This window comes from Alishewanella sp. BS5-314 (assembly GCF_025377695.1).
Taxonomy (GTDB): domain Bacteria; phylum Pseudomonadota; class Gammaproteobacteria; order Enterobacterales; family Alteromonadaceae; genus Alishewanella; species Alishewanella aestuarii.
In genome coordinates this window covers 565,636-588,486 of record NZ_JACEHJ010000001.1, presented here as the reverse complement: position 1 = coordinate 588,486, position 22,851 = coordinate 565,636, and the positions used below count along the sequence as shown (strand labels likewise).

18 protein-coding genes and 1 riboswitch are annotated in these 22,851 nt (G+C 54.1%); of the genes, 9 read left to right on the top strand and 9 right to left on the bottom strand.

All coding sequences use genetic code 11. The annotated features are described in order from the left end of the window. The 6 genes from H1D31_RS02725 to H1D31_RS02700 all read right to left on the bottom strand — a co-directional run bounded on the left by H1D31_RS02725 (position 1) and on the right by H1D31_RS02700 (position 5,614). On the bottom strand, positions 1-252 hold the full coding sequence (locus H1D31_RS02725; protein WP_008950932.1) for a MoaD/ThiS family protein: 252 nt from the start codon (positions 250-252) through the stop codon (positions 1-3). After that, complete coding sequence (gene moaC, locus H1D31_RS02720; RefSeq protein ID WP_008950933.1) at positions 245-766, bottom strand: cyclic pyranopterin monophosphate synthase MoaC; 522 nt, start codon at positions 764-766, stop codon at positions 245-247. The genes H1D31_RS02725 and moaC overlap by 8 nt, the downstream gene beginning before the upstream one ends. After that, on the bottom strand, positions 763-1,314 hold the full coding sequence (locus H1D31_RS02715) for a molybdenum cofactor synthesis domain-containing protein (RefSeq protein WP_008950934.1): 552 nt from the start codon (positions 1,312-1,314) through the stop codon (positions 763-765). The genes moaC and H1D31_RS02715 overlap by 4 nt, the downstream gene beginning before the upstream one ends. After that, positions 1,307-1,876 (bottom strand): molybdenum cofactor guanylyltransferase, encoded by a 570-nt coding sequence (locus H1D31_RS02710; protein WP_261255800.1) that lies wholly within the window; start codon positions 1,874-1,876, stop codon positions 1,307-1,309. Before H1D31_RS02710 ends, H1D31_RS02715 begins: the two co-directional genes overlap by 8 nt. 38 nt (positions 1,877-1,914) lie before the next feature. Further along, complete coding sequence (moaA, locus tag H1D31_RS02705) at positions 1,915-2,886, bottom strand: GTP 3',8-cyclase MoaA (protein ID WP_261255798.1); 972 nt, start codon at positions 2,884-2,886, stop codon at positions 1,915-1,917. After that, positions 2,879-3,015: riboswitch (molybdenum cofactor riboswitch) on the bottom strand. (Overlaps the previous gene by 8 nt.) A 70-nt stretch (positions 3,016-3,085) precedes the next feature. Continuing rightward, positions 3,086-5,614 carry an EAL domain-containing protein gene (locus tag H1D31_RS02700; protein ID WP_261255796.1) on the bottom strand — a complete coding sequence of 843 codons (2,529 nt, stop codon included), beginning with the start codon at positions 5,612-5,614 and terminating at the stop codon, positions 3,086-3,088. A 222-nt stretch (positions 5,615-5,836) separates the two neighbouring features. Here H1D31_RS02700 and yegQ point away from each other — a divergent pair, with 222 nt between their 5' ends. The 3 genes from yegQ (at position 5,837) to H1D31_RS02685 (ending at position 9,214) form a co-directional block, all read left to right on the top strand. Continuing rightward, positions 5,837-7,153 (top strand): tRNA 5-hydroxyuridine modification protein YegQ, encoded by a 1,317-nt coding sequence (gene yegQ, locus H1D31_RS02695; RefSeq protein ID WP_261255794.1) that lies wholly within the window; start codon positions 5,837-5,839, stop codon positions 7,151-7,153. Position 7,154: 1 nt separating this feature from the next. Further along, the gene (locus tag H1D31_RS02690) at positions 7,155-7,352 is read left to right on the top strand and encodes a YfhL family 4Fe-4S dicluster ferredoxin (RefSeq protein ID WP_261255792.1); all 198 of its coding nucleotides are present in this window, start codon (positions 7,155-7,157) and stop codon (positions 7,350-7,352) included. A 62-nt stretch (positions 7,353-7,414) separates the two neighbouring features. Next, a complete protein-coding gene (locus H1D31_RS02685) occupies positions 7,415-9,214 on the top strand; it encodes a sensor domain-containing phosphodiesterase (protein WP_261255791.1) in 1,800 nt (599 codons plus the stop codon). A gap of 24 nt (positions 9,215-9,238) precedes the next feature. On the opposite strand, the gene H1D31_RS02680 is transcribed toward H1D31_RS02685, so the two are convergent. Then, a complete protein-coding gene (locus H1D31_RS02680) occupies positions 9,239-10,078 on the bottom strand; it encodes a LysR family transcriptional regulator (RefSeq protein WP_065954674.1) in 840 nt (279 codons plus the stop codon). Between the two features lie 149 nt (positions 10,079-10,227). On the opposite strand from H1D31_RS02680, the gene H1D31_RS02675 reads away from it, so the two are divergent. The 5 genes from H1D31_RS02675 to H1D31_RS02655 all read left to right on the top strand — a co-directional run bounded on the left by H1D31_RS02675 (position 10,228) and on the right by H1D31_RS02655 (position 19,053). Next, complete coding sequence (locus H1D31_RS02675; RefSeq protein ID WP_008950942.1) at positions 10,228-11,403, top strand: acyl-CoA dehydrogenase; 1,176 nt, start codon at positions 10,228-10,230, stop codon at positions 11,401-11,403. 13 nt (positions 11,404-11,416) lie between these two features. Continuing rightward, positions 11,417-13,618, top strand: coding sequence for a thiamine pyrophosphate-dependent enzyme (locus H1D31_RS02670; RefSeq protein ID WP_261255787.1), 2,202 nt, complete (start codon positions 11,417-11,419; stop codon positions 13,616-13,618). Next, entirely contained in the window at positions 13,615-14,649 is a 1,035-nt protein-coding gene (locus tag H1D31_RS02665; protein ID WP_261255785.1) for a malonyl CoA-ACP transacylase, read from the top strand. The genes H1D31_RS02670 and H1D31_RS02665 overlap by 4 nt, the downstream gene beginning before the upstream one ends. 174 nt (positions 14,650-14,823) lie before the next feature. Next, positions 14,824-15,954, top strand: a complete 1,131-nt coding sequence (locus tag H1D31_RS02660) for an efflux RND transporter periplasmic adaptor subunit (protein ID WP_261255781.1) — start codon at positions 14,824-14,826, stop codon at positions 15,952-15,954. Positions 15,955-15,957: 3 nt separating this feature from the next. After that, positions 15,958-19,053 (top strand): efflux RND transporter permease subunit, encoded by a 3,096-nt coding sequence (locus H1D31_RS02655; protein ID WP_261255779.1) that lies wholly within the window; start codon positions 15,958-15,960, stop codon positions 19,051-19,053. Positions 19,054-19,117: 64 nt separating this feature from the next. Here H1D31_RS02655 and H1D31_RS02650 read toward each other — a convergent pair whose 3' ends face one another. Then, entirely contained in the window at positions 19,118-19,735 is a 618-nt protein-coding gene (locus tag H1D31_RS02650; RefSeq protein ID WP_008950948.1) for a TetR family transcriptional regulator, read from the bottom strand. Between the two features lie 86 nt (positions 19,736-19,821). Continuing rightward, positions 19,822-21,213, bottom strand: coding sequence for a Na+/H+ antiporter NhaC family protein (locus tag H1D31_RS02645; RefSeq protein ID WP_261255776.1), 1,392 nt, complete (start codon positions 21,211-21,213; stop codon positions 19,822-19,824). A gap of 225 nt (positions 21,214-21,438) precedes the next feature. On the opposite strand from H1D31_RS02645, the gene H1D31_RS02640 reads away from it, so the two are divergent. Further along, positions 21,439-22,845, top strand: a complete 1,407-nt coding sequence (locus tag H1D31_RS02640; RefSeq protein WP_261255774.1) for a M14 family zinc carboxypeptidase — start codon at positions 21,439-21,441, stop codon at positions 22,843-22,845. Positions 22,846-22,851 lie beyond the last annotated feature (6 nt).

Here is a 22,851-nt window from a genome sequence, read left to right as displayed (position 1 = left end):
CTAGCCTCCGGTCACCGGCGGAAAGAATGCCAGTTCATCGCCGGCAGCAACCGGATGCGATAACGTTACCAGTTGTTGATTCACTGCACAGAGCAGCTCAGCGTCTGCCAGGTGTTGCTGCCAAAGTGCGGATTGACCGGCCAGCCTGTCCAGCACCTGGCGCGCTGTGAGTACCTGCCCCTGCAGATCCAGGCTGGTATTGGCGCAAGCCAAACGTTCACGCAGGGCGGCAAAAAATAAAATTTTAAGCATCGGTGCTCTCCCATGCAGATTGGTACTGCTGTAACTCAGGTTGATATTGGTAGTGACCGGATTTACCCCCGGTTTTTTCCAGCAAGCGCAAATCACCAATGGTCATTGTTTTATCTACCGCTTTACACATATCGTAAATCGTCAGGGCGGCGACACTGGCGGCGGTCAGGGCTTCCATCTCGACCCCGGTACTGCCGCTAAGCTGACAGCTGGCTTCGATACGGATCTGACCGGCGGCCGCATCCAGCTGAAAATCGACACTGACTTTGCTTAACAGCAGCGGATGACAGAGCGGGATCAGGTCGCTGGTTTTTTTTGCCGCCATAATGCCAGCAATGCGGGCAGTGGCCAGCACATCGCCTTTTTTTAGCAGTGCCTGTTCAATCAGTCGGATTACCTCGGGGCGGGTTTGCACCAGGGCGCCGGCTCGGGCCAGGCGTTGGCTGTCGGCTTTAGTGCTAATATCAACCATGGCCGCCGCACCTTGTGGATCGAGATGGGTTAGGGTATTCATGCGCCGGTCTCCGCAGTAGTACAGCCGCAGGCCGGACTATTTTTCAGGTGAGGAATAAAATTACAGGGGCCGGTATGGCCATCCAGCTGTGGCAAAATCAGTTGTTGCATCGCCAGGGTGCAGGCGGAACCTGAACCCGGCATCGCGAACACTAAGGTGCCATTGGCCAGCCCAGCCAAAGCACCGGATTGCATCGCCGCTGAGCCGAGTTGCTGCCAGGATAATTGCCGAAACAGCTCGCCAAAGCCCGGTACCGTTTGATCCAATAACGGTGTGACAGCAGCAACGGTGCAATTATCGGCGGCATAGCCGGTACCACCATTGATCAGGACAACCTGCACCTCGGTACTGGCGATCCAGCGGCTTAGCAGCGCCCTGAGCTGATAACGGTTATTCGGTAGCAGCGCGCGCTCAGCCAGTTGATGACCGGCCTGGGTTAGCAACTGGCATAGCAGCTCACCACTGCTGTCATTTGCTGCGGTACGGCTGTCGGAGACGGTCAATACCGCCAGTTGTAGCGGATAAAATTGTCGCGCAATTTTAGTCATGGCATGGTTCCTCCAAAATGGCAGCCTGCTGTAGTGTGCTCAGGCACTGCTGCCATTCTGCCGGGGTATTGGTATTGAATAGTTCAGCGTCGGGCGCCGGGCGCACTGTGCAGCGCAGTTTTGCCAGCAGGGCCTTAACTGAGCGTTCACCGGCATCCAATTGTTGTTCGATCAGGTGCACCAGCTTGGGGTCTGGTCGCAGTGCCAGTGGCAGTGGCCAATCGCGAAAACAGACCGCTTGTTCGTTGTCACCGGGCACTAATAGTTGCAGGCTGCCGGCGCTCAGCAGCGGTAAATCAATCGGCAGTACCAGCAACACCGGCTCAGTACAATAGCGCAGTGCAGCCGCGATACCGGCCAGTGGCCCCTGACCAGGCCTGAGATCCTGAATATAAGTCGTGCCGGGCTGATTGCGACTAAGCAGAATCTGGCTGGCGCCGGCTTGCTTCGCCAGTTGCTGCATATGTTGCAGCAAGCTTAGCTTACCCAGGCGCAGTTCGGCTTTATCCTGTCCCATCCGACGGGATTGGCCACCAGCTAAAATCAGGGCGCTAAATGACATTGGTTACTCCAGCATGCTGTTGTAGACAAGACTGCGTCTTAGCCGCCAATTTGCGCTAAATGCCGGGTGCTGCCACTGTGCTGCTGTTGCAGTTGATGGCTCTCAGCTTTACCGGTTAGCGCTTGCTGCAGAAAGCGCTCCAAGGGTGCACTGTGCTCACTTTGTAGCAAGCTGCGTAGATCCTGATAGCTGTCGGTAAACAGACAGAGATACAGCTGCCCTTTGCTGGAAACCCGCAGGCGATTGCAATCGGCACAGAAATCTTTGCTGTAGGGCATAATCAGGCCGATGCGGCCCTGATAGTGCGGATGGGCGTATTCCAATGCCGGGCCATCACTGATGCCTTTTGGCAATAACTGCCAGCCTTGGGTTTCCAACTGTTGCTGAATACTGGCGCCACTTAAATGCTGACGCTGATAGAAGCTGAGGTTGTCGTTGGTGCGCATCAGCTCAATAAAGCGCAGCGACAAGTCCTGCTGTTTTACAAAGCTAAGAAAATCCGGCAACGCCAGCGCATTATGCTGCTTTAACAGCACCGTATTGATTTTGACTTGCTTAATGCCAACGGCTTTGGCTGTGGCGACACCGGCCAGGATGTCGGCCAGTTTGTCCTGCCCTGTGACCAGATGAAAGGTCGCCGCGTCCAGGCTATCGACACTGACATTAACCGCATCCAGCCCTGCGGCTTGCCAGGCAGCGGCATCACGCTGTAAGCGATAGCCATTAGTCGTCAGGGCGACTTTTTCGATGCCGGGTACTGCCTTACAGGTGGCGATAATCTCCGTTAAATCTTTACGCAGCGAAGGTTCACCACCGGTGATCCGCACTTTGCGGGTGCCGAGGCGGGCAAAGGCAGTGACCAGACGGCGGATTTCCGGCAGCGTCAGCTCGCCGGCCCGGGAGTCGCAATCAGTGCCATCGGGCAGGCAGTAAGTGCAGCGAAAGTTACAGCTTTCGGTTACGGAGAGCCGTAAATAGCTAAAACGGCGCTGATACGCATCAATAAGCATACTAATGACACCTTTCCAGGTTGGGAGGTGAGGCCGTTTCCCGCCACACCCGGTGGTATTATTACCACGGCACACCGTTCATACCTGCAGGCAGGGTTAGAGCCGGTGGCTTCGGCGTTGTGTAGTAAGCTTAAAGTAGTGAAGCAGCTTTTGTTATTGCCATGAAGGAGCGTTTGGCTACCCCTTAGGGGGTAGGCGGTCAGTATTCAGCCGTAGTGTTACGCTTTGCCAAGAATAGCGTTAGCTCCGCAGCCGGCAGCGCCGGCGAAACCAGAAAACCCTGACCCGTGTCGCAGCCGGCCGCCAGCAGAAAATCACGTTGCGCCTGTTGTTCGATACCCTCGGCAATCACTTCTAAGCCCAGTGCCTTGGCCATGGCGATAATGGCCAGGGTGATCTGACTATCACTCTCACTTTGCGGTAAATCGCGGATAAAGCTGCGGTCAATTTTTAGCGCATCCAGCGGTAAGCGGCGCAGGTAAGACAGTGACGAGTAACCGGTACCAAAATCATCAATCGACAGCCTTAAACCCAGAGCTTTAAGTTCCGTTAGTACCCCCAGCGTATAGTCCGCATGCTCCGGGATTAAGCAGCTTTCGGTAAGCTCCAGCTCCAGCAGGGACGCGTTGATATCACTTTGCTGCAAAATCGCTCGTAGCCGGGGCAGAAAATCGGCTTCCGCCAGCTGTAATGCCGAAATATTGACTGCCACCGGCAGCGCCCGTTCACCCCAGCGCCTGAGTTGATGGCAAACCTGACGTAATACCTGTTCGCCCAATTGGTGAATGAGCCCAAGCTTTTCCGCCAGCGGAATAAACAGCGCCGGTGAAATCATCCCCAGCTCCGTATCCTGCCAGCGCACCAGCGCTTCCAGGCCGATAATATCGCCGCTCTGTAACGCAAATTTGGGCTGATAATAGACCTGCAGCAGTTGCTGACGCAGTGCCAGGCGTAGCGCTTGCTCCAGCTTTAGCTCCTCTTCATTTTGCAGCCCGCTGCTGGCCTGATAAAAACTAAACTGATTACGGCCAGCACTTTTCGCCTGATACATGGCAACATCAGCATGTTTGACTAATAGCTCAGCATTATGGCCATCTTTCGGATAGACACTGATGCCGATACTGGTGGTTAAAAAGAACTCCTGCTCCAATAGCTTTACCGGCCGTTCGAATTGCGAAATCAGCCGCTGCGCCAGGTTTTCCAGTGATTTCACACAACTGACTTCCGGGATCAGAATAGTAAATTCATCGCCGCCAATACGGGCCACAGATTCGCCCTCACGCACTGTCGCCTGTAAGCGCTTTGCGACTTCTTTTAATGCCTGATCGCCGGCCAGATGCCCCAGCGTATCGTTAATCCGTTTAAACAAGTCTAAATCAAGAAACATCACCGCCAGCGTGTGCTTATGGCGATGAGCATTCGCCAGCGCCAATTGCAGCCGATCGAAAAACATCCGCCGGTTTGCCAGCCCGGTTAGCTCATCCATATAGGCCAGTTGATGGATTTTCTCTTCCTGCTGTTTGCGTTCGGTAATATCACTGAAGATAGACGCATACTGGGTAATCCGGCCATCTTCAGCGCGAATGGCAGTAATGCTTAGCCACTGTGGGTAGAGCTCACCGTTTTTGCGTTTATTCCAGATTTCACCCTGCCAGTGGCCTTGTTCGAGCAGGGTTTGCCACATCCGGCGGTAAAAATCTGCGGTATGTAAACCGGAGCTGAGCAGACGCGGGGTTTGGCCAATCGCCTCTTCCTGACTATAACCGGTGAGCTTACTAAAGCTGGGGTTAACAGATTGAATAAAACCATGTTGGTCAGTGATCATAATGCCGTCCATAGAGGCATCAATCACCTTATGTGCCAGCCGTAAATAGTCGGCCGAGGTACGCAGTGCGTTATCACGATCGCGTAGCGCCGTTTTTAGCTGTTCAATATAGGCATATTCGACATTGCGCAAAATATCACTAAAGGATAACAAGCCACAGATATTGTCATCTTTGGCGACCCCCAGATGGCGAATGCCATGCTCGGTTAACAGCTCCACCGCCTGTAGTAACGTCAGGTCTGGCGCAACCGTTAATAGCGGCCGGCTTGCCAGCTCACCGATCGACTTTACTGCGCAATCCTCAGCCAGTAAGCGCACCAAATCCCGTTCCGTTACCAGGCCGTAGTCATCGGCCGCAAAGCAGACAATGGCCGCATCGGTCGCAAAATGACGCATAGCGGCAACGGCTTCAGCCAGTGGTAAGGCCGCCGCCAGATGCAGTGGTGCTTTATCAATACAGCTGCCGACTTCGCGAAACCGCAGGTAAAACTCAATCTTTTGCTGGCGGATAATATCGCTCTGGGTCAGCAGCCCAAGCGGCTTTTGCTGATTATCGACCACCAGCAGGCGCCGGATATTATGGTTTAGCATCAAACTGGCCGCACCACTTAAGCGCGTCAGGCCACTGGCACTGATCACTGGTGATGACATCACTGAGCCCACTTTGATGTCAGCGGGTTTACTGCCGGCGAAATCCAGCTTGCGGGTATCGGCTTCTGACCAGATACCAGTAATTTGACCTTGCTCTTCCACCAGAATGCAGCTGACATTATGGCTGCGCATTAGCTTGGCCGCCTGCTGTAAGCTGGTGTCAGGCGGGCAGGTTAGTAATGGCTTTTTAATCAGCTCGGCCAGGGTAGGTTCGGCTTCGGTATTTTCAGTTCCCAGTAACAGCTCAGACATGGGGTTCTCAACATCGCAGTCAGATGGTGGCTAGTATAAAAGTATAGGTCGGACGTATCTTGATCTGGAACAAGGTTGCTTAAGAAGTGAGCGCGCTGATTGGACTGACCAGTATATGAAGAAAGTGTGATTTAGTCAGCCGGCGAAGCTTGCGCTGGATCAATGCAAGGTGCAAATAGCCGGTTAAAATCGGCGCCCCAGATCTTGATTGAGACCCAGCCTATGTTTAAACCTGAACTCTTGTCTCCTGCCGGTAGCTTAAAAGCGATGCGACTGGCCTTTGCTTACGGTGCCGATGCCGTTTACGCCGGCCAGCCGCGCTATAGTTTGCGGGTACGCAATAATGAGTTTGACTTAGCCGCGCTGGAGACAGGGATCAACGAAGCTCATGCCTTGGGTAAGCGCTTTTATGTGGTCGTTAATATCGCACCACATAATAGCAAGTTGACCACCTTTGTCCGCGATATGCAGCCGGTGGTGGCGTTAAAGCCGGATGCGCTGATTGTGTCTGATCCTGGTGTGATTTATTTGTTGCGGCAGCATTTCCCGGAGCAGCCATTACATCTATCGGTGCAGGCCAATACCGTTAACTGGGCGGCGGTAAAGTTCTGGCAAACGCAGGGCGTGGAGCGGGTGATTCTGTCACGCGAATTATCTGTCGAGGAAATTGCTGAAATCCGCCGTGAAGTGCCAGAGATGGAGCTGGAAGTCTTTGTGCATGGCGCGCTCTGTATGGCTTATTCCGGGCGTTGTTTGCTCTCGGGTTATATTAATAAGCGGGATCCGAATCAGGGCACCTGCACTAATTCCTGCCGCTGGCCCTATCAGGTGCATGCCGCAGTAGAAGATGAAGTCGGGCAATTTAAGCCGATCAGTACCCCGGCGCTGCTGGAAGAGCAGGGGCGGCCGGGTGAACTGATGACCATCGACGAAGATCTGCATGGCACCTATATTCTGAATTCAAAAGACTTACGCGCGGTTGAGCATGTGCCGGCGTTAACCGCTATGGGCGTGCATTCCCTGAAAATTGAGGGCCGCACCAAGTCACCTTATTATGTTGCCCGTACCGCTCAGGTGTATCGTCAGGCGATTGATGATGCCGTTGCTGGCAAGGCTTTTGATAGCAAGCTGTTAAATGAATTGGAAGGCATGGCTAATCGTGGTTTTACTGAGGGCTTTTTACGTCGCCATAAGCCGCAGGATACGCAAAATTATGATACCAGTCACAGTGTGGGTGAGCAGTTACTGGTTGGCGAATTTATCGCTGAGCAGGATAGCGAAGGTTTTGCCTTACTGGAGGTAAAAAACCAGTTTGCGGTTGGCGATCAATTGATCCTAATGACGCCCCAGGGTAATCAAAGCTTTCGGTTACAGGCGCTGCGTAATCAGCAGGATCAGGATTTACTACTGGCACCCGGCGCCTGTTATCAGCTTAAGGTAAAGCTGCCGGCACAGGTTCTATTGCAGCATGCGATGTTGCTAAAACAGCTACCCGTTGCCAGTGCGGCAGCAGCCGGTTTAGCAACAGAGATTGTCTGAGATGACGGCCGTTATCGAGGTAAGTTGCATCAATTGTGATATGTGTGTGCCGGAGTGTCCGAACGAGGCCATTAGCATGGGGCCTCTGCATTATCAGGTGGACCCGGCGCGTTGTACCGAGTGTGTCGGCTTTTATGAAAAGCCGACCTGTATTGAAGTCTGTCCAATTGATTGTATTGAATTAATTGACCTTAGCTGACGCTTGCTTTGCTGTAGCCGCCCATCTAAGATGGGGTCATCCTGTGCTCGCTGTTAGATAAGATGATGCCATCCCCACTCAGTATTGAGGAAACGTTCCGGCAACTCGCTGATGTGCTGACCCAGAGCGGCTATCCGGATTTTTTACCCACCTTAGTGCAACGTATCGCCCATCTGCTTGATGTTGAATTTTGTCTGATTGCTGATGCAACACTGAACACTGTCGAGGCCAAGACCATCGCCTTATATGGCAAAGGACAGTTACTGGACAATATCAGCTACCCGCTAAAAGGGACGCCCTGTGAAACCGTGCCAGAGCGGGAACCCTGTTTGTATCAGCAGGGCGTGTGTCAGGCCTTTCCGGATGATAAGTTGCTGGTAGACCTGGGGGTTGAGAGTTACCTTGGCATGCCTATTCTGAATACCAGTGGCCAGAAGCTGGGTATCTTAAGCATTATGGCAACCAAGGCTTTACCGCGGCCGGATATTAGCCGTGAGGTATTGCGCATAGCGGCAGCTCAGGTCGGTGCCGAACTGGAGCGCAGCCAGAGTGAGCGCTTTATCCGCAAACTTACCTATCGCGATGCGGTAACCCAGTTGCCAAACCGCGCGCATTTGCTGGAAAAGTTGCAAAACTGGCCAAGAGTCGATGGCAGCAGGGCCGGTTTGGGCGTAGCGCTGATTGATATCAGCCGCTTTAAAGAATTAAACGATCTCTTTAGTTTTAAAGTGGGCGATGAAATCCTGGCTGCTGCCGCCAAACGGATGCGCGACGATTTACCAGAGAGCTGTTACCTGGCGCGTTATTCTGCCGATCAGTTTGCGCTATTAAGCCCGGTGTATTCGGTACGCGAACTGGAGCAACTGTGCCGGCAGGTACAAAAGCTGTTTATGTGGCCCTTTCATTGTGCCGGCAGAGATTTTGCGCTGAATGTGAATCTGGGATGCGCTCTGGTCACCGCCGAAGAGCTGAATGGTCCGGAATTGCTGCGTTTTGCCAGTATTGCGCTGGCCGAAGCCAAAAGTAGTGGTAGTGGCCTAAAGGTGTTTGAGCCTTCAATGAGCCAGGCGCTTAGCGAGCGGCAAAAGGTTTTAGAAAAGTTTATGCTGGCGCTACGCAGTGGCAAGCTCAGTTTAAACTATCAACCGCAACTGGATTTGGCGAGCGGCCAGTTGTCAGGCGCAGAAGCACTCTGCCGTTGGTACGACGATGAATGGGGTTGGGTGCGACCTGATACCTTTATTCCGCTGGCGGAAGAGCGCGGCCTGATGCCGGAGTTGGGGAACTGGGTGATGCAAACCGCCTGCCGGCAACTGAATTTATGGCAGCAAAAAGGTTATCGTTTACCGGGCCGGTTATCGGTCAATGTCTCGGCCCGCCAGCTTGACAATGAGCAACTTGTCAGTGATTTTGCTACCTGTAGCAGTGGTATTAAGCCCACTCAGATTGAACTGGAAGTGACGGAATCGTTGATTATGCGCAATCCGGAGCAGTCACTGCGGCAAATGGCTGAGCTGGAAGGTATGGGCTTTAGCTGGGCCATTGATGACTTTGGTACCGGTTACTCCTCGCTGGCTTATCTGACTCGCTTTCGCGCCTCTACGTTAAAAATTGACCGCGCTTTTATCAATAATATCCCCGGTGATCACCATCATAATATGGTGGTTAAAACCATTCTGGCGATGGCGAAAAGTCTGGATATGCTGACCATTGCCGAAGGGGTGGAAACGGCAGAGCAGGCGGCTTATCTGTTGCAGCTCGGCTGTGCCAGGGCGCAGGGCTACCATTTTGGTAAACCGGTACCGGCAGAAGAGTTTGCTGAGCGTTGGTTAAAGCCTCTTGCGGCAAAGACCTTTGCGTAACGCCTTACCGAAGCTAAGTTATTTTCAAAGCGCACTACTCTGGCTACAGAGCTGTTGCAGTACCGGCAAGGCCGGATGGGCGTTGTCACTACGATAGGCCAGGGCAATGGTGCGCTCCAGCTGCAGGCCAGCAATCGGTTTTAACGCCACATCACTACGCTGCAGTAAGCTGTCAAAATCCGGTACCAGCGCACAACCCACGCCGGCCGACACCAGGCCCAGCGCATACTCTATGGTTTGAATATCAGCACGGATCGCCGGCTGAATATTGCGCCGGCTTAGCTGCGGATACAGTAAATCCCAGGCATCACAGGGGGTGCGTTTAATCAGTGGCAGGTCCTGAAAATCGTCCAGCGTCAGCTGCGATTGCAGGCTGAGCGGCCAGGCCGGCGGCAATGCCAATAAATAGCGGTCACGCCAGATCGGTTGTAATACTTCCCCCCCTTGTTGCTGCGCCGGGGTAATAATCCGCGCGTCGCAAGGCGCATCCGGCTCGACCAGGTGCAGCTCCAGCCCCGGTACCTGCTGGCTAAATTCACGCAGCAGTGCACTCATCCGCTCGACGCCTAAGGCGCGAATTAAACCGAGGCGAAAGCGCACCTTTGCGGCCGGTGCCTGAAACGAGGCTTTCAGCGAGGCCAGCTGTGCCAGTAACTTACCGGCATGGCCATACAGCTTATCGCCTTCCTCCGTTGGGGTAACCCCTTTGGGCAGGCGCAGAAATAAGCTCACTCCCAGCTCCTGCTCTAACTGCAACAGGGCCGCCGATAACGAGGGTTGGGCGACACAGCATTGGCGCGCTGCGGCGCTGATACTGCGCTGTTCATAGACCGCAACAAAGTATTTGAGTTGGCGAATATCCATAGTTAAGAGCTATAGCATCTACAGAATTAATATATTTTAACTTTATATCAGGCCGCAGTAGAGTGAGCAACAGAGTAAGACGTTTTGGCGTTAACTGTCGGTTATTACAGCGAATGTCAGGCGTTTCCCATGACATAATGAGGTGTAAGATGGCGCGTCCACAATTTGACTGGCAAGATCCGTTTCAATTTTCCCAACTGTTAACCGAAGAGGAGCGGCTGATCCGTGATACCGCCCATCAGTATTGTCAGGAGCGTTTACAAACCCGGGTGTTAATGGCCAACCGCGAAGAGCATTTTCACCGTGAAATTATGAATGAGCTGGGCGAACTGGGTTTGCTTGGCGCGACCTTACCGGAAAAATATGGCTGCTCAGCTGTTAACTACGTCAGCTATGGCCTGGTCGCGCGCGAAGTGGAGCGGGTTGATAGCGGTTATCGCAGCGCCATGAGTGTGCAATCCTCGCTGGTGATGCATCCGATCCATGAATACGGTACCGAAGCGCAGCGCATGAAATATCTGCCCAGGCTGGCGACAGGTGAGTGGGTAGGCTGCTTTGGTTTAACCGAACCGGATGCCGGCTCCGATCCGGCCAGTATGCGCACTACCGCCAAACGGATTGACGGCGGTTATCTGCTTAACGGCAGCAAGATGTGGATCACCAATAGCCCGATCGCCGATGTGTTTGTGGTTTGGGCTAAGCTGGACGGTGAAATTCGCGGCTTTGTGCTGGAAAAAGGCATGGCCGGTTTGTCGGCACCAAAAATTGAAGGCAAGTTCTCACTGCGCGCCTCCATTACCGGTGAAATTGTGATGGATAATGTCGCCGTGCCGGAAGACGCCTTACTACCTAATGTCAGTGGCCTGAAGGGCCCCTTTGGCTGTTTGAACAAAGCCCGTTACGGCATTGCCTGGGGGGCACTGGGTGCGGCGGAGTTCTGCTGGCATGCGGCGCGGCAATATACGCTGGATCGGATCCAGTTTGGTCGGCCACTGGCGCAAACCCAACTGGTACAAAAGAAACTGGCCGATATGCAAACCGAGATTAGTATTGGCTTACTGGCCTGCTTACAGGCCGGCCGCTTAATGGATGCCGGTTTGCTGCCACCCGAGACCATTTCGCTGATTAAACGTAATTCCTGTGGTAAGGCATTGGAGATTGCCCGCATCGCCCGCGATATGCACGGCGGTAATGGCATTGCCGATGAATACCATGTTATTCGCCATGTGATGAACCTCGAGGCGGTGAATACCTACGAAGGTACCCATGATGTGCATGCGCTGATTCTGGGCCGTGCCCAGACCGGCTTGCAAGCCTTTAGCTAAGCCGGAGGCCAGCATGACCGAAGCCTTGCACCCCTGGTTGCAGGGGTTTTTGGCGCGCATCGAACAAGGCGCCTTACCCACACCACACTGGCCGGACAGCCTGAGCGATAGCGATCTGTACCGGCTGTGGCACAGCCAGCTTTGTAGCCGGCTGCTGGATTTACAGTCGCGCTTACTGCAAGCCAAAGGCCAAAGTTTTTATACCATTGGCAGTGCGGGCCATGAGGCTAATGCTGCGGTGGCCGCTGCGCTGCGCCTGAGCGATCCGGCATTTTTACATTACCGTAGCGGCGCCTTTTTTATTGAGCGTAGCAAGCAGCTATCTGGCAGTACGCCGCTGTACGATATGTTATTGTCGTTTTGTGCTTCCAGTGAAGACCCGATCTCCGGCGGCCGGCATAAGGTGCTGGGTAGCCTGGCACTGAATATTCCGCCGCAAACCAGTACCATTGCTTCGCAATTACCGAAAGCGGTCGGCACTGCCTTTGCCATTGATCTTAGTAAGCGGCTTGGCCAGCCCGGTAACTGGCCGGAAGATGCGATAGTGGTTTGTAGCTTTGGTGATGCTTCGGCCAACCACTCGACGGCACAGGGCGCCATTAACTCAGCCTGTTGGGCGGCCTATCAGCATGTGCCGCTGCCGATTTTGCTGGTCTGTGAAGACAATGGCCTGGGGATTTCCACCCCGACACCGCAAGGCTGGATCGAACAAAGCCTGGCTGAGCGGCCAGAGCTGCGCTACTTTGCTGCTGATGGCAGTGATTTAGCCGAAACACTGCGCGTCGCCAAGGCGGCCGCACACTATGTCCGCAGCAAACGCGCACCGGCGCTGCTGCATCTATCGACGGTACGCTTATTTGGTCATGCCGGCGCCGATGCGGAAGTGGCCTATCGCAGCAAACAGCAAATTGAAACCGAGCTGGAGCAGGACCCGTTATTAGCCAGCAGCGGCATGCTACTCAGTCGTGGTATCTTATCGCAGGCCGCGCTGTTACAAAGTGTGCAGCAGTTGGCGGCGCAAATTGCCCGCGTGGCTGCCGTGGCCAGTAGCCGGCCCAAACTGACCAGCGCTGCCGCCGTAATGGCCTCGATCGCGCCGAATTATCCCGCTTTACCGACACCGCCGTTGCCGCTGCCAGCTGTGCGACAGGCGTTATTTGCCTTTGACCAGCATAACCTGGGTAAAGGCCAGCATCTAGCCAAGCTGTTAAACTGGGCGCTGCACGATCTCTTTGCGCAATACCCGCAAACCCTGCTATTTGGCGAAGATGTCGGCAAAAAAGGCGGCGTTTATGGCGTATCGCAGCATTTAGTCCACGCTTTTGGCGCCAACAGAGTGATTAATACCCTGCTCGATGAGCAAAGTATTCTTGGGCTGGCGATTGGTCTGGCGCAGCAAGGCTTTTTGCCTATTCCGGAAATTCAGTTTCTGGCCTATGTGCATAATGCCGAGGATCAGATCCGTGGTGAAGCGGCAACGCTGCCGTTTTTCTCCAATGGCCAGTACCATAATGCGATGGTGATCCGCATAGCGGGTCTGGCCTATCAGCGCGGCTTTGGTGGCCACTTTCACAATGATAATTCCTTTGCGGTGTTTCGCGATATTCCGGGCATTATTCTGCTCTGTCCGTCTAACGGCGCTGATGCAGTGCTGCTGCTGCGTCAGGCGGTTCAGCTGGCCTACCAGCAAAAGCGGCTGGTGATCCTGCTCGAGCCGATCGCGCTCTATATGACGCGGGATCTGCTAAACCCGGGCGATGGCTTATGGCTTTGCCAATACCCAGAGCCAGATCAGCCGTTGCCTGCGCTCGGCGAGCCGGCAGTGTATGGTGAGGGGGAGCAGCTGGCGGTAATTAGCTATGCCAATGGTTATTACTTAAGTCGCCAGGCGTTAGCGGAATTACCGCATCAAACAGCGGACATCCGTTTACTTGACCTGCGCTGTCTGGTGCCGCTGCATATCGATGCCATTATTCGGGCGCTGGGCCCTTGTCGCAAAATTCTGCTGGTGGATGAATGCCGCCGGCGCGGTTCACTCAGCGAAGAGCTGTTTACACTGCTACATGAAGCGCGGCCCGGGTTGTATCAGATCCAGCGTATTACCGCTGAAGACAGCTTTATTCCACTGGGGGCAGCCGCCTATCAGGTACTGCCATCGAAAGCGCAAATCAGCAGTGCCATGCAGCAGTTACTGACTGCGGAGGTGTTAGTATGAGTGGTAAAAAAACTGCCGTCGTCGTTTGCCCCGGTCGTGGCAGCTATAACCGCACTGAGCTGGGCTATCTCAAGCAGGTCGCAACCGACAGTAGCTGGCTTAAGCAATTTGATGCGGTGCGGGAGCAGCTCGGGTTAAGCACGGTAACGGCACTGGATCAGGCGCCGGCCTTTAGTAGTCGCGAGCATTTAAAAGCCGAGAATGCGGCTGCGCTGATTTATAGCTGTGGCATCGCAGATTTTGCGGCCATTGATCGCGAACAGCTGGAGATCGTGGCGGTAACCGGCAATTCTATGGGTTGGTATACTGCGCTCGGCTGTGCCGGTGTCTGGCAGGGCGATAGTCAGATGCAGCTGGTCACCGGTATGGCGCAGCTGACGGCGGAGGCAGCCGGGGCGCAGTTTATCTATCCGCTGGTTAATAGCGACTGGCAGCCCGATGCCGCAAAACAACGCGCCGTAGCAGAGCAGCTATGGCAACATCAGGGTGCGCTCTTTATGTCGATTGTGTATGGCGGTTATGCGGTGCTGGCCGGCACACAGCAGGCGGTGCAAGCCGCGATGCAGGCACTGCCGCCCTGTGATGAGCGTTTTCCGCTATTGTTACCCGGTCATGCCGCCTTTCATAGCCCACTGATGCAGCCGGCCTCGGATCAGGCGATGAGTCGTTTTGCCGAGCAACTGTTTCACCCGCCGCAAATCCCGCTGATTGATGGCCGCGGCCAGATTTGGCCTGCCGGTTTAGCCCAGGCCGCGGCGCTGAAAGCCTATACCCTTGGCGATCAGGTCTGTCAGACCTATCACTTTAGTAAGGCTATTGAGGTAGCAGTGAAAGAGTTTGCGCCGGATCACCTGATCTTACTCGGCCCTGGCAGTAGCCTTGGTGGCGCCGTCGCACAAAGTCTGATTGCTGTTAACTGGCACAACTGGCAAAGCAAAGCCGATTTTAGTCAGGCGCAGCAGGCAGAATCCCCCTTTGTCATTAGCATGGGATTGGCGGAGCAACGCCGCTTAGTCAGTTCATTAGCCTAAGGTCGTACAGCGGGTCAACAGACTCGCTGCTACACTTTATCCCGCACTTAACGCCATTAAACGCAGCACGGATTTTCTGCGCTTGAAAACATACAAACCTGTATGTATATTGTTAAGCAAACCAGGGCAGGTAAAACCTACCATTGATTAATTCTTCCATCTGCAAGGGCAAGCATGCGGCAATTTCAAGTTATTCTGCGCAATAGCAGCGTTTTCGTGATCCTAATTGGCCTGTTAACTGGTTGCAGTGAACCGGCTCCGCAAGCGCTAACCGCTCCCGGGTTACCGGAGGTCGGGGTCTATCAGGTTCAATCGCAGTCATTAACGCAAGTCACGGAATTACCCGGCCGTACCACCGACTTCAGACAGGCAGAAATCCGGCCGCAGGTCAGCGGTATTTTGCAAAAACGGCATTTTACTGAAGGCCAGCAGGTGGCTGCCGGTGAACCGTTATATCAGATTGATCCGGCGCCTTATCAGGCGGCACTTGCCACCGCAGAGGCCAATTTAAGCCGGGCGCAAGCAGCCGCAACCAATGCTGAGCAGCGTCTGAAACGGTTACAGGGGCTGCTCGCTTCGCAAGTGGTCAGTCAGCAGGATGTCGATGATGCGCGCGCCACCTTATTGCAAGCTGCGGCCGAAGTGCAAGCCGCAACAGCACAGCGGCAGGTGGCACAGATTAACCTGAATTATACCCGCATTACTGCGCCTATTGCCGGTCAAATTGGCCGCTCGCTGGTCACCGAGGGCGCGCTGTTAACCGCAAATCAGAGCGAAGTATTAGCTACTATCCGACAACTTGAGCCTATCTACGTTGATTTAACGCAATCAAGTAGTGAATTGCTGCAATTGCGGCGGCAAATTCAGCAAGACGGACAGCAGATTGTCAGCGTAAGCCTGGAGCTGGAAGATGGTAGTCAATATCCGGCACAGGGCGAATTGCAGTTCTCCGAAGCCAGTGTCGACCCCAGCACCGGTATGGTGACCTTAAGGGCAGTATTCCCCAATCCGGATGGGCTGCTATTACCCGGCATGTTTGTCCGCGCCAGTCTGGCACAGGCCGGACAGACGAATGCGGTACTGGTACCGCAAGCGGCAGTAAAGCGTTTGCCTAAGGGCGCAACTCAGGTATTAGTGGTGAATAATCAGCAACAGGTTGAAGCCCGACAAGTTACCCTTGGTCGCAGTTATCAGCATTACTGGGTCGTGCAGGAGGGGGTGACCGCCGGTGAGCAGGTGATTGTCGCCGGCTTACAAAAAGTACAGCCGGGTGCTCAGGTGAAAGCGGTAGTGGTGCAGGAGTAACCAATGGCAAATTTCTTTATCAGCCGGCCGATCTTTGCCTGGGTTATCGCCATTGTAATTATGCTGGGTGGTGCCTTATCGATAATGCAGCTGCCAGTGGAGCAGTATCCACGGATCGCGCCACCGGCGGTAACCATTTCCGCCAGCTATCCGGGCGCCTCAGCGCAAACCGCGGAAGATGCAGTAACTCAGGTGATCGAGCAGGCGATGACCGGCCTGGATAACCTGATGTATATGTCGGCGCAAAGTGATTCGTCCGGTAATATCAGTCTAACCCTGACTTTTGAAACCGGCACTAACGCCGATATTGCGCAGGTCCAGGTACAGAACAAGCTACAGCAGGCCATTCCATTATTGCCGCAGGAAGTGCAGCAACAAGGGGTGCGGGTAGCCAAGTCCAACGGCGCTTTTTTGATGGTGGTGGCCTTTATCTCGGCCGATGGTAGTCTGAACCGCGATGATATTGCTGACTATGTGGTCGCTAACGTACGGGATCCGCTCAGCCGTACCCCCGGCGTCGGTAATGTCACGGTATTTGGTAGTCAGTATGCGATGCGGATCTGGCTGGATGCCGCTAAGTTAAACCAGTTTAATCTGACACCGGCTGATGTTATGGCGGCGGTGAGGGTGCAAAATAATCAGGTCACTGCCGGCCAGTTAGGCGGTGCACCGGCATTGCCCGGTCAGCAGTTTAATGCCCCAATATTGGCGCAAACCCGCTTAACCTCAGCCGAAGAATTTGCCGATATTCTGCTGCGGGTGAATGCTGATGGCTCCACCGTGAAACTGGGCGATGTGGCTCGGGTTGAGCTGGGTGGCGAGAACTACGCCGTTATGGGGCGTTTTAACGGTCAGGAAGCCACCGGTATTGCGATTGAGCTGGCCACCGGCGCTAATGCTCTGGATACGGCAGCAGCAGTGCGGCAGCGGTTGGAAGAGTTAAAACCTTACTTTCCGGCTGGCCTGGTCACCGAAATTCCGTATGACACTACGCCCTTTGTCGAAATTTCCATTACCTCAGTGGTACAAACGCTGATTGAAGCGGTGATCCTGGTATTCCTGGTGATGTATCTGTTCCTGCAGAATTTCCGCGCGACCCTGATCCCAACCCTGGCAGTGCCGGTGGTGTTACTCGGCACCTTTGGCGTGATGGCCGCCTTTGGCTTTTCGATTAATACCCTGACCATGTTTGGTATGGTGTTGGCCATCGGCTTGCTGGTTGATGATGCAATCGTGGTGGTGGAAAACGTTGAGCGGGTAATGACTGAAGAAGGTTTGCCACCGGAAGAAGCAACCCGTAAATCGATGGGGCAGATCACCGGCGCATTGATTGGCATTGGTCTGGTATTGTCGGCAGTCTTTGTGCCGATGGCGTTCTTTGGTGGCGCCACCGGCGCTATCTATAAGCAGTTCTCCATTACCATAGTGACGGCAATGGCGCTGTCGGTACTAGTAGCGTTGATCTTTACCCCGGCGCTGTGCGCCACCATGCTCAAAGCTGGCCACTTACCGCCCAATAAGGGGTTCTTCGGTTGGTTTAACCGCAACTTTGAACGCAGTAACAAAGGCTATCAGCGCGGCGTGGCCGGCATGTTACAGCGGCCCGGCCGCTCGATGCTGGTATATGGCGCCATTGTGGCCATTATGGCGGTAATGTTTATACGCTTGCCGACCTCCTTTTTGCCGGAAGAAGATCAGGGCATTTTTCTTAGCATAGTGCAGTTACCAACAGGTGCCAGTCTGGAGCGCACCGAGGCGGTAATGGACAAAATCAGCCAACACTATCAGCAGGATCCGGCCGTTATTTCTGCGTTTACCGTCAGCGGCTTTAGTTTCGCCGGCCGGGGGCAGAACGTTGGTTTAGCCTTCGTACGATTAAAAGACTGGTCAGAACGTGGGCCGGAAGACAGTGTGCAGGCAGTAATAGGGCGAGCCTATGGTTTTTTCAGCACCATTAAAGAGGCGCAGGTGTTTGCCTTTAACTTACCACCGATCTCAGAGTTAGGGCGGGCAACCGGTTTTAATCTGTATTTACAGGACCGCGGTGGCCTTGGCCATGAAGCGCTGCTTAATGCCCGTAATCAGTTATTGGGCATGGCGGCAAAAGAGCCGACGTTAATGCAGGTGCGGCCAAATGGTATGGAAGATGCGGCCCAGTTACAAATTGACGTGGATCAGCTAAAAGCTCAGGCGTTGGGTGTATCGCTAAGCGAAATCAACCAAACGCTGGCCATTGGCTGGGGCTCGGCCTATATCAATGATTTCGTCGACCGCGGCCGGGTGAAAAAGGTCTATGTACAGGCCGAGCCGGAATTCAGAATGACGCCGGAAGATCTGAACAAATGGTATGTGCGCAATAAGCAGGGCCAGATGGTGAACTTCAGCTCCTTTGCCAGCAGCCGTTGGGAGTATGGTCCGCAGCGTCTGGAACGCTATAACGGGGTCAGCGCCATGGAAATTCAGGGGGAGCCGGCGCCTGGCGTCAGCTCAGGCGATGCGATGGCGACCATGGCGCAACTGGTGCGGCAATTACCGGCCGGTATCGACTTTGAATGGACTGCAACCTCGTATCAGGAAAAGCTGTCTGGCTCGCAGGCACCGGCCTTATATGCACTGTCGATCCTGGTGGTATTCCTCTGTCTGGCGGCGCTGTATGAGAGTTGGTCGGTGCCTTTCGCCGTTATTCTGGTGGTACCGCTGGGGATTTTCGGTGCGCTCTGTGCCGCCTATTTGCGTGGTCTGGGCAATGATGTCTATTTTCAGGTCGGGTTATTAACCACTATGGGGCTGGCCTCGAAAAACGCCATTCTGATTGTCGAGTTTGCCCGCGAGCTGCAGCAACAGGGCCGGGAACTAAAAGCCGCCATTATCGAAGCCGTGCGCTTACGCTTAAGGCCCATTATTATGACGTCAATGGCGTTCTCATTAGGGGTACTGCCGTTGGTGATCAGTAGTGGCGCCGGCTCTGCCAGTCGCAATGCGATTGGTACCGGTGTACTCGGCGGCATGATCTCTGCGACTGTGTTGGCGGTGTTTCTGGTGCCGATATTTTACTACGTGGTGATGCGCTTCTTTGCGGCTAAGCCGCGTCTCGCGTAAAGCGTGTCACGACTTAAAGGTTTGTACCTTTGCCAGTCTGTTTAGCGGGAAGGATTCCCAGCTTTCAGACTGGCTTTTTTATGCCGTTTAGCATCAGATCGATAAAGGCCGCAGCCTGCTTCAGATCGCAGAAATCGGGTTTCAGCAGATATTTACGGATCAGACCACCCAGATAGGCATGAATGGCACAGGCCGCCAGATCCGGATCGACATCGGCTTGCAACATGCCGGCACTCCGGGCACGTTGTAAGGCGCGGCTGATAATGGCATTGGCTGTTTTATCCAGCTCCTCCTGGCGCGACACTGCGGGATTTAGCTCATCAATATATTCACAGCGTAAGAATACGATCGATAAGACCCGGAAGTGCCGTTCACTGCTGCTGATCAACGTTAACGACTGGATCAGAAAATCGCGCAGTTGTGCCAGCGGATCGCCCTGCTGCAGCATATCGAGCTGGCCGAGCATTTGCTGAAAGGGCAGCCGGATCCGCTCCAGCATGGCGCTGAACAGTGCTGACTTATTCTCAAAATGCCAGTAAATAGCACCGCGGGTGACGCCGGCAGCGGCGGCAATTTTTTCCAGCGTGGTACGGGATACGCCATGCTGAAAAAACAACTGTTCAGCCGCATCCAGAATCAGTTCGCGGGTGGCTTCGGCTTCAGCTTTGGTTTTACGGGCCATAGACAGGACTTCTTGACTTTTTAACAACGGCCCCGGCAGTGTAGCACGTTGTCGTGGCGGACACTAATACCGGGGCGCAGCACGGCTTAAATCATCATCCAGCCGGTCAGGGTAAAGGCGAGCAGGGCCAGCAGACCACAAAACAGCGCATAAGGCAGCTGGGTTTTTACGTGCTCCAGCAGATCACAACCGGCAGCAACCGAGCTGACCGCGGTACTGTCGGAGATTGGCGAGCAGTGATCGCCGAAAATGCCGCCGCTTAAAATGGCCGCTAATACCAACTGGGGTGGTAACTCCAGCAGAGTTACCATTGGCATACCAATGGGTACCAGGATCGCAAAGGTCCCCCAGCTGGTGCCGGTAGTGATGGAGATCAGTGAACCGGCCAGGAACAGCAATGCCGGGATCAGAAAATGTGGCACACTCTGATCAACCATGCCAGCAATCACGGCGCCGGTACCTAACATCTTTAAACTGGTACCTAGTGCCATCGACAGCAGTACTATGGTAACCACAGGTAATAACTCTGAGATACCTTTAAAACCGATATTCACCAACTGCTGGTGCTGAAAGCGCCGGCTAAACAGCATCATGCTATATGCTACCAGACACGCCAGCACAGTCGCATACAGCACCGATTTGGAACCTGAACCCTGCACCAGATTACCGTTACCGGTTAGCAGCATAAAGGCGACCATCGAAAACACCAGTGTTAATAACGGCACCAACATATAGGACGGGTGACTGGCGGGGGTGTCAATTTCGGTATGATCGGCCAGCCGGTTTTGCTGCTGCTCAGCGCGGCGCAGTGGGCCATACACCTTACCGCTAATAATGGTGTACAGCACCACTGCCAGCGTAAACAGCGCATAGAAGTTCAGTGGAATAGTGCCCAGCAGTACAGACACAGCCGGCACGGATAATTCATAGGTGCTAAGCAGTCCCAGCACATAGGCGCCCCAGCCATTGAGCAAAATAATGATACAAATTGGCGAGCTGGTACTGTCGATAATATAAGCCAGCCGGGCCCGGCTCATGCCAAATTTATCAAACAGGCCACGGGTACTGATCCCCTTGGTCAGCGAGCTTAAATTCGATTCAATAAAGGTAAAGAAGCTGATACCAAAGGTTAGCAAACCGGCCTGGCGTCCGGTGCGGGCTACCCCTTTGCGGATCAACAGCTCCACCGTCGCCGTTACGCCACCGGAATAGCGTAAATAGGCCAGTAAGCCGCCGACCAGTAACGAGAACATCAGAATACGGGCATTACCGGCATCCGCCGTAACCTCGACAATCCGCTCCAGAGTCTGGATACTGCCGTTTAACAGTAAACTGGCGCCCAGTCCCTGGCCCTGCTGGATAAAGATCAGCAATTCGGCAGTACAAAGCGACAACAACAGCGCCAGGATTACTTCCTTGCGCCACAACACCACGGCAATAGCGACGATTGCCGGTAACAGGGTAAGCCAGTCTGACACGAAATCCTCCGTTGGCGGGGTCGGTCTGCCTTATTTGCCGGGGTACTGAGCCGATAGTGGGGTAGGGTACCCTGGCGCTGACAGTTTCTTTTGTTAAGATTTTATACAGGGGAAACGACGGCGCTGCAAGGCTTGTCTGTCAGACATTTGGTGCTGCCAGGTTATTGTCTTTACAACCTTTTGTATTTGTGCCTGAATAAGTATTGCAGCGGCAAGGGGTTTATTATGAATAAATGGTTACTGATCTTACTCTGGGTGGCTGGCATGACGATGGCACAGGCAACGACACTTGAACATTATCAATCTTACCTGCAACCGGGCTTCGATAAGCCCAGATTGCAACTGGCTGATATTGAACCTTTAATTAAGCAGTATGCCAGTGATCCGGCAGTAACGGTGACCGAGCTGGGCCGCTCGGTAGAAAACCGGCCAATCTATTTACTTAAGCTCGGGCAAGGCAAAAAACGCGTGCTGGCCTGGTCGCAGATGCATGGCGATGAACATACCGCAACCGCTGCCTTATTTGATTTATTGCGCTATACGCTAGCACCAGAGCAACAGGCCTGGCGCGAGCAGTGGTTTTCCGAAATCACCCTGTATCTGGTGCCCATGCTGAACCCTGATGGTGCTGCCCGGAACAGCCGGGTCAATGCCCAGGGCATAGATATTAACCGTGATGCGCTGGCGCTACAGAGTCCGGAAGGCCGCCTGCTGATGCAGCTGGCGCGGCAAATCCAGCCAGATTATGGCTTTAACTTGCATGATCAGAACCGCTTTCATGCCGCCGGTGAGGCTCCGAACCCGGCAACCATTTCACTGCTGGCACCTGCCTATAACGCAGCACGCGACATTAACGACAGCCGCCGGCGTGCGATGCAGCTGATTGCGCATATCAAACCCTGGTTGGATACTCAGATCCCGGATCATCTGGGCCGCTATAACGATACCTGGTCGCCGCGCTCCTTTGGCGATACCTTTGCCGGTATGGGCATCAGTACGGTGTTAGTCGAGGCCGGAGGCCATCGTGCCGACGATAATCGCCAGGTGGCACGGCGGCTGAATTTCCAGTTGTATGTGGCCTGGTTAAATGCGATTGCCAGCGGCAGTTATCGTGCGGCCCCACTCAGTGATTATGAAGCGATCCCCTTTAACCGCAGTGGTGGCTTAAAAGATTTGATCCTGAAAAATCTGCAGGTCCGGGTTGCGGACACTGACGCGGTGCTGGATATCGGCGTGAATTTTCATACCGAAGGCGATAGCTATGCCCGGATCCATGAGCTGGGCGATCTGAGTGGCTATGGCGCCTACCATCTGTTCGACGTGACGGGGCTGCGTTATCAGCAAGGCCGTGCCTATCCGCTGAGCGAGCCATTACTGTTGGATGATCAGCGTTATCAGCAACTACTACGGCAAGGTTATACCCACTTTAGTGGCGACGCCAAATTGTTGCAGCGACAAACCCGGTTACCGGTACTGGTTAATCCGCTGCGGCCAACACAAAGTTCGCCACAGTTGCGGCAAGGTGCGACCTTTTTACTACTGAATAGCCAGGGTGAGGTGGTTCAGGTACTGTTAAACGGCCAGCTGCTACACTTAGCCAACCTGGAATTAAAGAATCCTCTGGGGACCTAGGGCGTT

Excerpts from the sequence above, each read along its gene's own strand:
- H1D31_RS02725 (WP_008950932.1), bottom strand. The coding sequence starts at position 252 with ATGCTTAAAATTTTATTTTTTGCCGCCCTGCGTGAACGTTTGGCTTGC.
- moaC (WP_008950933.1), bottom strand. The coding sequence starts at position 766 with ATGAATACCCTAACCCATCTCGATCCACAAGGTGCGGCGGCCATGGTT.
- H1D31_RS02715 (WP_008950934.1), bottom strand. The coding sequence starts at position 1,314 with ATGACTAAAATTGCGCGACAATTTTATCCGCTACAACTGGCGGTATTG.
- H1D31_RS02710 (WP_261255800.1), bottom strand. The coding sequence starts at position 1,876 with ATGTCATTTAGCGCCCTGATTTTAGCTGGTGGCCAATCCCGTCGGATG.
- moaA (WP_261255798.1), bottom strand. The coding sequence starts at position 2,886 with ATGCTTATTGATGCGTATCAGCGCCGTTTTAGCTATTTACGGCTCTCC.
- H1D31_RS02700 (WP_261255796.1), bottom strand. The coding sequence starts at position 5,614 with ATGTCTGAGCTGTTACTGGGAACTGAAAATACCGAAGCCGAACCTACC.
- yegQ (WP_261255794.1), top strand. The coding sequence starts at position 5,837 with ATGTTTAAACCTGAACTCTTGTCTCCTGCCGGTAGCTTAAAAGCGATG.
- H1D31_RS02690 (WP_261255792.1), top strand. The coding sequence starts at position 7,155 with ATGACGGCCGTTATCGAGGTAAGTTGCATCAATTGTGATATGTGTGTG.
- H1D31_RS02685 (WP_261255791.1), top strand. The coding sequence starts at position 7,415 with ATGATGCCATCCCCACTCAGTATTGAGGAAACGTTCCGGCAACTCGCT.
- H1D31_RS02680 (WP_065954674.1), bottom strand. The coding sequence starts at position 10,078 with ATGGATATTCGCCAACTCAAATACTTTGTTGCGGTCTATGAACAGCGC.
- H1D31_RS02675 (WP_008950942.1), top strand. The coding sequence starts at position 10,228 with ATGGCGCGTCCACAATTTGACTGGCAAGATCCGTTTCAATTTTCCCAA.
- H1D31_RS02670 (WP_261255787.1), top strand. The coding sequence starts at position 11,417 with ATGACCGAAGCCTTGCACCCCTGGTTGCAGGGGTTTTTGGCGCGCATC.
- H1D31_RS02665 (WP_261255785.1), top strand. The coding sequence starts at position 13,615 with ATGAGTGGTAAAAAAACTGCCGTCGTCGTTTGCCCCGGTCGTGGCAGC.
- H1D31_RS02660 (WP_261255781.1), top strand. The coding sequence starts at position 14,824 with ATGCGGCAATTTCAAGTTATTCTGCGCAATAGCAGCGTTTTCGTGATC.
- H1D31_RS02655 (WP_261255779.1), top strand. The coding sequence starts at position 15,958 with ATGGCAAATTTCTTTATCAGCCGGCCGATCTTTGCCTGGGTTATCGCC.
- H1D31_RS02650 (WP_008950948.1), bottom strand. The coding sequence starts at position 19,735 with ATGGCCCGTAAAACCAAAGCTGAAGCCGAAGCCACCCGCGAACTGATT.
- H1D31_RS02640 (WP_261255774.1), top strand. The coding sequence starts at position 21,439 with ATGAATAAATGGTTACTGATCTTACTCTGGGTGGCTGGCATGACGATG.